A 9,445-nucleotide genomic window follows, 5' to 3' on the forward strand; every position below is an offset into this window, starting at 1 on the left:
TTTTACTGAGGCTGACCTCCTATAGAAAAATAATAACAACAGCGCCTGGAGTATCCGCACCATGTCGCCCCATGCCTTTCCGCATCTTTTTGAACCGTTGACGCTGCGCGGCAAACGCCTGAAAAACCGCATCATGTCCAGCGGGCACGACACCTCGATGCCCACCGACAACCGGGTCAACGAGCAGTTGATCGCCTACCACCGGGCACGCGCCGAGGGCGGTGTGGGGCTGATTGTGTTGCAGGTCGCCGGGGTGCATGACAGCGCCCGCTACACCTCCCATGTGCTGATGGCCACCGATGACAGCTGCATCGACGGCTACCGCCAACTGGCCGAAACCTGTCATGCCCACGGCACCCTGGTGCTGTCGCAGATTTTCCATCCGGGGCGGGAAATCATGGAGTCGGCCGATGGCTTGCTGACGGTGGCTTACTCGGCTTCCGGGGTACCCAACGAGCGGTTCCGGGTGATGCCGCGCGCCCTTGACCAGGCAATGATCGACGAGATCATCGCGGGCTACGGCGCAGCGGCGAGGCGTCTGTACCAGGCCGGGATTGACGGTGTGGAGGTGGTCGCCAGCCATGGTTATCTGCCGGCGCAATTTCTCAACCCGCGGGTGAATCGCCGTACCGACGGCTACAACGGTGAGCTGGAACAACGCCTGCGTTTTCTGCGGGAGATCATCGCCTCTGTGCGTGCCGAAACCGACGAGCATTTCATCATCGGTTTGCGCATCTCTGCGGATGAGCGCGACCCCGAAGGCCTGACAGAAGATGACTCCCTGGCCGCCGTGCAACAGCTGCAATCACAGCTGGATTATGTGCACATCGTCGCCGGCACCTCGGCCTCCCTCGGCGGCGCAATCCATATCGTGCCGCCCATGGCCATTGCCCCCGCGTACCTGGCGGCAGAAGCGGCGACGTTCAAGGCCGGCCTGTCGATTCCGCTGTTCGTCACCGGGCGCATCAACCAGCCTCAGGAAGCCGAGTTGATGCTGCAGCGCGGCCAGGCCGACGTGTGCGGCATGACCCGCGCGCTGATCTGCGACCCGCGAATGCCGGCCAAAACCTCAAGCGGCCATGCCGAGGATATACGGGCGTGCATCGCCTGCAATCAGGCCTGCATCGGACACTTCCACAAAGGCTTGCCGATCTCCTGCATCCAGCACCCCGAGACCGGCCGCGAATTGCAGTTTGGCCAGTTGCAACCGGCACTGCGACGCAAGCGGATTATGGTCGCCGGCGGTGGCCCGGCAGGAATGAAAGCCGCGGCCGTGGCGGCGCAACGCGGGCACGAAGTGACCTTGTATGAAGCCAGCGCCCAACTGGGCGGCCAGGTGCTCCTCGCACAGTTGCTGCCACGACGCAGCGAGTTCGGCGGCGCCAGTACCAACCTGCAGCGCGAGATGGAACTGGCCGGGGTTCGCGTAGTGCGCAACACCCGCGTCGACCGCGCATTGGTGGAACGCGAACAACCTGACCTGGTGATCATCGCCACCGGCGCCGAGCCCTATTGGCCGGCCTTCGAACGCGGCGGCGAGCTACAGGTGGTGGACGCCTGGCAAGTACTGCGCGACGAGGTGCCGCTGGGCCGTTCGGTGGTCGTGGTGGATTGGCGTTGCGACTGGATCGGCCCGGGCATTGCCGAGCGCCTCACCCGCGCCGGCCATCAGGTGCAACTGGCGGTGAACGGCACCCATTGCGGGGAAAACCTGCCGTTATACGTGCGTGATCAACTGGCCGGCGAACTGCACCGGCTGGGCATTCCGATCATCCCTTACGCCCGTTTGTACGGCTGCGACGACACCACCGTCTACCTGCAACACACCGCCAGCGGCGAGCCGATGTTGCTGGAAAATATCGACACTCTGGTGTTGTGCCAGGGCCACCAGCCGGTGGACACTCTGGGCGCGGAACTGGAAGGCCTGGTGGCGTTCAGACGCATCGGCGATTGCCTGGCGCCGCGTACCGCTGAAGAGGCGATTTACGAAGGATTGAAGGTAGCGTGGGACATTTGAACAACCAACCGCCACAGCTGTTTCTCGGCACCCGCATCCGCGGCTTGCGCAAGGCCCGGGGCATGACGCTTACCGAATTGGCGCAGATGAGCGAATTGACGGCCGGCTATATCAGCCAACTGGAACGCAACCTCGCCTACCCGTCGATCCCGGCCCTGTTCAATATCGCCCGCAGCCTGGGGGTGACGATCCAGTGGTTTTTTGCCAGCGAGACCACGCCGGCAGCGGAGGATGAAGGTTTTGTGGTGCGCAAGAACAATCGCCAGAGCATTCATTATGAAGACGGGATCGTCGACCAGTTGCTGACGCCCCTGCCCAATCATCAGTTGGAGATGCTGCATTCGCGTTTTCCGCCGGGCACCTACAGCCAGCAGAGCTATAGCCATGAGGGTGAAGAAGCGGGTTATGTGTTGAGTGGAACGTTTGAGTTGTGGGTGGGCGAGCGGCATTTTCAGCTGGCTGAAGGCGACAGTTTCAGCTTCCCCAGCAGTGAGCCTCATCGGTACGGCAACCCCGGGAAGGTGGATGCGGTGGTGATTTGGGTGATTACGCCGCCGACGTTTTAGACCGTTGGAGCAACTGAGGACGTTTCCTACGATACGCGGGGAGTTCTGGATGGGGGCCATCAGTAGTCGGTAAAAACCGCTCTTGCTATAAAACCGACTACTTTTTTTCGAGGGTGCCGGTCATGTTTGAGTCGTTTGCGTGGTTCAAGAAACCCACTGAGGAAGATCTGGAAAATATCAGGGCTATCAAGCGGTACAAAACCATGAGGATAGTGGGTGAGTGGGGTATTTCTGTCGACCCGGCGGAAATCGCCAACTCACCCGAGTTCAAGGAACACAAGCGCAAGATACGTGAACTGATATTCAAATAACCCATGGGGCTACTACTGATACTGCCGTTACTGGTGAGTGGCTATTTGGTGTGTTTGAAACACCCCGGCCATTACTGCCGCCTCCACCGCTTTGAGGGCCAGTTACTCTATCTACAGGTCGCAAGATTAGGCTGGACCTGCCTCGTACTGTCGTTCGTACTGACCACCTTGATTCTTTGCCTGTCCAAACAGCCGCTGCAACTGGCTGGCCAGACAATCCCCATTGATTACAGTGCTTATCTGGGCAAGCTGCTGATAGAGCTGGATATTGCCACCGAGAGAAATCATGGCCTCTGGGTATTTTTGCTCCAGGTCGGCCTGACAGCCATGATCATTCCCTACTGCTGGGCGCGATTATTTGTGCGTTGGCGTCGACGACGACTGCAACTTGCTTCAGAGGAGGAACTGAACCAGCAATTGATGCTCGAGCTTCTAACGGGGCGCCCCCTCAGGACCCTGCTCAGGGAATCCATTGCGCGCGGCTCTCAATGCATGTTCACGCTGAACGATCGGAATGTTTATGTGGGCGTCGTTTCATCCATCTGCGAGCCGAATGAGTCCGAAGGTATAGATCACGCCTTCAGTCTGATTCCGACCTGCAGCGGCTATCGCGACAAGGACACCCTGGAAATCATCCTCGATACTGAATACCCGGATGCGTCAGACGCCATTTCCATCATGCTGCTCCAGGAAGCGGTGGTATCAGCCACCCGCTTTGACCCTGCGACGTGGATGTCTTTCCAATCCCGCACACGGGCAAAACCCCAGCCTACCCGGAGCTATCGTCGTCCGTCGGCACGCAAGAAAAAGACGCCAGGCGCATGCGCCTGAGGTCCGCCTGCCGCACAGTAAACCTTCCAGCCATATCCCACATCTACCCGTCGGTTTCAGTGCACACAAAAACGCAACACTGAACTGCACCGATTGTGATGGCCGCGTCACACTGGGGTTTATATAGTCGTCCCTACTGCAACCCGCCATGAGCCAGCCGGCCCATCACAAGGAAGCGTTCGATGACTGACCTGCACACCCTTACGGCTGCCGAACTGCTGGCGCAATTTGCCAGCCGGCAACTCGCGCCCATCGACTACTACGACCAGCTCCTGGCCCATATCGACCGTTGGGAGCCGCAGATCAACGCGCTCTATGCCTTCGACCCGCAACAGGTGCGCCAGCAGGCCCAGGCCTCCACCGAACGCTGGAACAAGGGCCAACCCAACGGTGCCCTCGACGGTGTACCGGTGACCCTCAAGGAATTGATCGCCACCGAGGGCGTGCCCATTCCCCTCGGCAGCGCCGCCACCCGCCTGACCCCGGCCCTCAAGGACGCACCGCCCGCAGCCCGTATGCGTGAAGCAGGCGCGATTATCCTGGCCAAGACCACCAACCCGGATTTCGGCATGCTGTCTTCCGGCCTGTCGAGCTTCCACGGCATCACCCGCAACCCGTGGAATACCGCCAACAACACTGGCGGTTCCAGCTCCGGTGCCGCCGCTGCAGCCGCCGCTGGTTACGGCCCGCTGCACGTGGGCACCGACATCGGCGGCTCGGTGCGCCTGCCCGCCGCCTGGTGCGGCCTGGTGGGATTCAAGCCGACCCTGGGACGCATCCCCATCGACCCGTATTACACCGGCCGCGCCGCCGGGCCCATGACCCGCACCGTCGACGACTGCGTGCTGCTGATGCAACACCTGGCACGCCCCGATGCCCGTGACGCCACCAGCCTGCCGCCACTCACCACCCAATGGAGCAACCAGCCGTTGTCGGTCAAGGGGCTGCGGGTCGGCCTGATGCTCGAGCCCGGCGTAGGCATGCAGCCTGAAGGCTTCGTGTGTGAAGCAGTGGAGCAAGCCGCGCGGCTGTTCGAAGCCCACGGCGCCAAGGTCACGCTGATCCCGCCGATCATGGACCGCGCCCAACTCGATGGCCTCGACCATTTCTGGCGCGCCCGCCAGTGGGGTGACTTGTCCGCGTTGAGCAGCGAGCAGTTCGACAAGGTCTTGCCGTACATCCGCGACTGGGCTGCGCCGGGCGCCGAGATCAGCGGCGTACAGGCCGTTAAAGGCTTCAACCAGACCTTCGAAATGCGCCGCCGCGCCGCGCAGGTGTTCACCGAACTCGACCTGGTGCTGTCCCCCACCAACCAGGTCAACGCCTTCCCGGCCGAGTGGCCGTCACCCAGCAACAACCCGCAACTGCCGTTCGAACACATTGTGTTCACTGTGCCCTGGAACATGGGCGAACAACCGGCGCTGTCGATCAACTGCGGTTTCGCTGCCGATGGCATGCCCATCGGCCTGCAGATGATCGCCCCACGCTTTGCCGATCAATGGCTGCTGCAAATCGCTAAAACCTACGAGAGCTGGCGTGGCGCAATCCACCACTGGCCGAATCCTTCCTGACTTTGACGCTGTAAGAACTGCCCACCCACACGCCAGCTCCGGGCCTACTCGGCCAGGAGCTCGGACGACCTATAACTAAAATCGAGGGGCTGGTATGCACACTGAGCAATTGACACGATCCGATCCTGATCACGCACCCGAAACACCGTCCCCGGACGCCGGCAAAAAGAGCATCTTCGCCGTGGTCCTGGGTAACGCCGTGGAGTTTTTCGACTTTGGTGTGTACGCAACCTTTGCGGTGATGATCGGCCACACGTTTTTTCCGTCCGACAGCGCCTTCGTCAGCTTGATGCTGTCGGTTACCGCGTTCGGTATCGGCTTTATCGTCCGGCCGCTGGGCGCGGTGCTGATCGGCGCCTATGCCGACCGCGTCGGGCGCAAACCGGCGATGCTGTTGACCCTGGTGATGATGGCCGTGGGCACCGGCAGCATCGCGATATTGCCGGGCTACGAGACCATCGGCATCGCGGCGCCGATCCTGCTGGTAGTCACCCGCATGATCCAGGGCCTGGCCTGGGGCGGTGAAGCCGGCCCCGCCACCACCTACATTCTCGAAGCGGCACCGCCCCACAAACGCGGGACGTACGCCTGCTGGCAAGTGGTTGCCCAGGGCGTCGCAGCCATGGTGGCCGGGCTGGTGGGTTTTACCCTGACCAAAGTCATGTCCCCCGAAGACCTCAACAGCTGGGGCTGGCGCGTACCGTTTGTGTTCGGCCTGCTGGTATTGCCGATCGGCATCTACATCCGTCGCAACCTCGCCGAAACCTTCCACGGCCACGGCGAGCAGACCAGCACCGGCGACCTGGTGCGGGAAGTCTGCGGCAAGCACCGACGGGCGCTGGTGCTGGGGCTGCTGATCCTTTCCGGCAGCACCATCACCCAGTACTTCCTCAACTACATGACCACCTTCGCCCTCACCGAGCTGAAGCTGCCCACCAGCATCTCCATGCTCTCGACCCTGGTGGCGGGCGCCGCCATGGCCGTGTGTGCGGTGGCCGGCGGAATGCTCTGCGACCGCTTCGGGCGCCGGGTGATCCTGATGACACCGCGGGTGGTGTTGCTGTTGATCCTGTTCCCGGCCCTGCAACTGATGACCGAGCACCCGAGCCCGGCGACCTTCCTGCTGACCCTCGCGGTACTTTCGGGCCTGCACGGCATGAGCGGCGCAGCGTTGATCGTATTGCTGGTGGAAAGCTTTCCGAAATCCGTGCGCTCCACCGGTTTCTCCATCGTCTACGCCTTCGGTGTGGCGGCGTTTGGCGGCACCGCGCAGATCATCATTACCTGGCTGATCGGCACCACCGGCGATCCAATGTCGCCGGTCTGGTACCTGCTGATCGCCAACCTGGTGTGCCTCACCGCCGCCTGGTTCGCCAAGGAAACTCGCCCGTCGCTGCCCGGCAGCCCGGCCCGCGAAACCCGGCTCACAGAAGCCCCGGTTCGCTGAATACCTTTTCCCACTGTCCCGCGTCTTTTCGCCACCGACCGGCAGCGCCCAAGGGCCTGCCGGGACGGTCGCCTTACGTCTGATTTGTATGGGGATTTACCATGTATCCACGTCTTTTGCTGGCCGTCACCCTGGCTTCCAGCACCCAGGCTTTCGCCCAAGAGAACGCTCAAGCCAGCGCACCGGGCTTCCTCGAAGGCAGCACCCTGGACCTGAACCTGCGGCACTACTATTCCAACCAGCACACCAAACGCACCACCCACTTGAGCATCAAGAAACCCGGCGGCATCGAGCCCACCCGCGTGCGTGAAACCTGGGTGCAGACCAGCATGCTCAAGTACAGCTCCGGCTACACCCAGGGCCTGATCGGCGTGGGTGTGGACGCGGGGATCTTCAGTGCGGTCAACCTGGAGCGTGGCCACGGCAAGGTGGCCAATGGTGGCGACCGAGTACTGGTGGACGGCGACGGCGATGCGATTCCCACTTGGAGCCGCCTGGGCGTGGGCGACGTGCGTTTGCGCCTGTCCAGCACCGAGATCAAGGCGGGCCGGCTGATGACCGACAACCCGATCCTGCGCTACAAGGACAACCGTGCCCTGCCCTCCAGCTTCCAGGGCGTGGGCCTGTTCAGCAACGAATTCGACTGGTTGTCGGTGCAGGGCGGCAGCTTCGAGCGGGCGATCCCGCGCACCGGCACTGGCGCCGAAAAGCTCACCACCACCTTCGGCAACCGCGCCTACAGCGGCGCACGCATCAGCTACCTGGGGGCCACCGTCAAACCGGGTTACGGGCTGGAGGCCAGCGTCTACGCCTCGCGTTTCGAAGACATGTGGGACCAGACCTACGTCGGCCTGACTCACCGCATCGGCGACAAAAGCGACATCGCCTTGAAGACCGCCTTCAACTACTACCACACCAGCGATTCGGGGGACAAAAACCTCGGCTACATCGACAACAACGCCGCCAGCCTGGCCTTCACCGCCACGCACCTGGCCCACAGCCTGACCCTGGCCTGGCAGCAGGTGTTCGGCAATGAATACTTCGACTACGTGTGGGAGTCCACCGGCAACTACATGGCCAACTCGCTGTACTCGGACTACAACGGCCCCAACGAAAAATCCTGGCAACTGCGCTACGACCTGGACTTCGCCGCCTACGGCGTGCCCGGCCTCACCGCCAGCCTGTGGCACGCCAAGGGTTGGGACATCGACGGCACCCATTACGGCGGCGACCGCAACGGCCACAACACCGGCTACAACGTGCGCAGCCTGGATGGCGCCAAGCACAACGAAAACGGTTTGATGGTGGCCTACGTGATCCAGTCCGGCACCCTCAAAAACACCGTACTGCGCACCATCGTCTACAACCACCGCGCCAGCGGCGGGCAGATCGACGGCAGCTACGACGAGTTCCGCCTCGTCGCCAATGTGCCGATCAACATCTTCTGAGGCTCAGGCTCAGTTCAGCGAACAACGCTGCATCGCCCCCGCCAGCATCTCCTGGCACTTGAGCACCGCCACCGAACGGGGGCGGTTGCGGTAGACGCACAAGTCGATGCGGATGCGGCCGAGGTCTTCATCGGCGATCGGCACGGCGACCAGGCCGTCGCCCAAGTCCCGCACGTCTGCCTCTACCTGGGGCAAAATCAGCACCGCTGCCCGTTGCCGGGCCAGGCTTTTCTGCACTTCCAGGGAGCTGGTGGTGAACACCGGTTCGAGGGTGACTCCACGTTTTTTTGCGGCCACTTCCAGGGCCTGGCGCACGCCGTAGGCCGAGTCGGGAATCGCCAGGGGTTGGCCTTGCAGTTCGCTCAATTCGATGCTTTCGCGCTGGGCGAAGGGGTGTTCGGCGCTGACCAGCACCCGGTGCCATAACTGGCAGTGGGCGGTGACTTCGACGTCGGCGCGCTCTTGCAGGTAGAAGGCCAGGCCCAGGTCTGCCTCGCCGCTGCACAGGGCGTCGAGGGTCGCCGATGCGCTGGCGATCACGATGTTGAAGGTGACCTTGGGGTGGGCGCGGTAGAAGGTGGCGAGTACCGGGGCGAGTACGGTGGAAACGATACTTTCTGACACATGGATGCTGATGTTACCGGCTACCTGGCTTTGGCGGCTGGCGATGACTTCGCGCACCTGGTCGAGGCCGCGCAGGGTTGATGTGACTTGTTCGGCCAGGCATTCGCCCTCGGCGGTGAGGCGGATGCCGCGGGGGCCGCGTTCAATCAGGGCGGCGCCGAAGAAGTGTTCAAGGTGTTCGATCTGGCGGCTGACGGCGGTTGGGGTGACGTAAAGACGTTCGGCGGCCTTACGCAGGGAGGCGCAGCGGGCGACCTCATGGAAATATCGCAAGGCGCGTAGTTGCATGGGGGGCTCCTTTTTTTGGGGGGTTGGGGTTGGGGGGGACGCAATTACTGCGCCATTCATGTGTACATATCCGTTGCTGCGGTAACGGCCGCGTATGGTTCCGCTCTTACAGCGGGTCACTTTTGGCAAACGCGGTACGTGTCAATGTATCTGTCGCCTTACTACTGTTTTAGCAAGCCATTGCGGCCCTAGCATCCGGTCGCTCCGGGTTCAGATAAACAGCTTCTGCAAGCTGCCAGTTACGTGTGTTCCCGCTCCAGCGGCTGGGATTAGCCGCTTTAGCGGACTCGTACAGATCCTTGCGGGCTAGCAGCAAGGCCAGCGCCTTACCCTCGTGGCGCT

Annotated in this window: 8 protein-coding genes; 7 read left to right on the top strand and 1 reads right to left on the bottom strand. The window is 62.2% G+C overall.

Annotated features, from left to right (window positions below):
• Window positions 1–61 precede the first annotated feature (61 nt).
• From AU074_RS21455 to AU074_RS21485, 7 genes are all read left to right on the top strand, one after another.
• Window positions 62–2,017 (top strand): FAD-dependent oxidoreductase, encoded by a 1,956-nt coding sequence (locus tag AU074_RS21455; RefSeq protein WP_076016428.1) that lies wholly within the window; start codon window positions 62–64, stop codon window positions 2,015–2,017.
• The gene (locus AU074_RS21460) at window positions 2,014–2,583 is read left to right on the top strand and encodes a helix-turn-helix domain-containing protein (RefSeq protein ID WP_076016429.1); all 570 of its coding nucleotides are present in this window, start codon (window positions 2,014–2,016) and stop codon (window positions 2,581–2,583) included. Before AU074_RS21455 ends, AU074_RS21460 begins: the two co-directional genes overlap by 4 nt.
• 122 nt (window positions 2,584–2,705) lie before the next feature.
• On the top strand, window positions 2,706–2,894 hold the full coding sequence (locus tag AU074_RS21465) for a hypothetical protein (protein ID WP_003208968.1): 189 nt from the start codon (window positions 2,706–2,708) through the stop codon (window positions 2,892–2,894).
• 3 nt (window positions 2,895–2,897) lie between these two features.
• Window positions 2,898–3,725, top strand: coding sequence for a hypothetical protein (locus AU074_RS21470; protein WP_076016430.1), 828 nt, complete (start codon window positions 2,898–2,900; stop codon window positions 3,723–3,725).
• A 182-nt stretch (window positions 3,726–3,907) separates the two neighbouring features.
• Window positions 3,908–5,296 (top strand): amidase, encoded by a 1,389-nt coding sequence (locus AU074_RS21475; RefSeq protein ID WP_076016431.1) that lies wholly within the window; start codon window positions 3,908–3,910, stop codon window positions 5,294–5,296.
• A gap of 94 nt (window positions 5,297–5,390) precedes the next feature.
• Window positions 5,391–6,743 carry a citrate-proton symporter gene (locus AU074_RS21480; RefSeq protein WP_076016432.1) on the top strand — a complete coding sequence of 451 codons (1,353 nt, stop codon included), beginning with the start codon at window positions 5,391–5,393 and terminating at the stop codon, window positions 6,741–6,743.
• Between the two features lie 101 nt (window positions 6,744–6,844).
• Window positions 6,845–8,191, top strand: a complete 1,347-nt coding sequence (locus tag AU074_RS21485) for an OprD family outer membrane porin (RefSeq protein WP_076016433.1) — start codon at window positions 6,845–6,847, stop codon at window positions 8,189–8,191.
• A 9-nt stretch (window positions 8,192–8,200) separates the two neighbouring features.
• Here AU074_RS21485 and AU074_RS21490 read toward each other — a convergent pair whose 3' ends face one another.
• Complete coding sequence (locus tag AU074_RS21490) at window positions 8,201–9,103, bottom strand: LysR family transcriptional regulator (RefSeq protein WP_063028932.1); 903 nt, start codon at window positions 9,101–9,103, stop codon at window positions 8,201–8,203.
• Window positions 9,104–9,445: the final 342 nt, after the last annotated feature.

Source organism: Pseudomonas sp. ATCC PTA-122608 (genome assembly GCF_001952855.1).
Lineage (GTDB): Bacteria > Pseudomonadota > Gammaproteobacteria > Pseudomonadales > Pseudomonadaceae > Aquipseudomonas.

Bases quoted from the DNA above. Each gene is read 5' to 3' on its own strand.
- AU074_RS21485 (WP_076016433.1), top strand. From the start codon at position 6,845: ATGTATCCACGTCTTTTGCTGGCCGTCACCCTGGCTTCCAGCACCCAG.
- AU074_RS21480 (WP_076016432.1), top strand. From the start codon at position 5,391: ATGCACACTGAGCAATTGACACGATCCGATCCTGATCACGCACCCGAA.
- AU074_RS21455 (WP_076016428.1), top strand. From the start codon at position 62: ATGTCGCCCCATGCCTTTCCGCATCTTTTTGAACCGTTGACGCTGCGC.
- AU074_RS21475 (WP_076016431.1), top strand. From the start codon at position 3,908: ATGACTGACCTGCACACCCTTACGGCTGCCGAACTGCTGGCGCAATTT.
- AU074_RS21490 (WP_063028932.1), bottom strand. From the start codon at position 9,103: ATGCAACTACGCGCCTTGCGATATTTCCATGAGGTCGCCCGCTGCGCC.
- AU074_RS21470 (WP_076016430.1), top strand. From the start codon at position 2,898: ATGGGGCTACTACTGATACTGCCGTTACTGGTGAGTGGCTATTTGGTG.
- AU074_RS21465 (WP_003208968.1), top strand. From the start codon at position 2,706: ATGTTTGAGTCGTTTGCGTGGTTCAAGAAACCCACTGAGGAAGATCTG.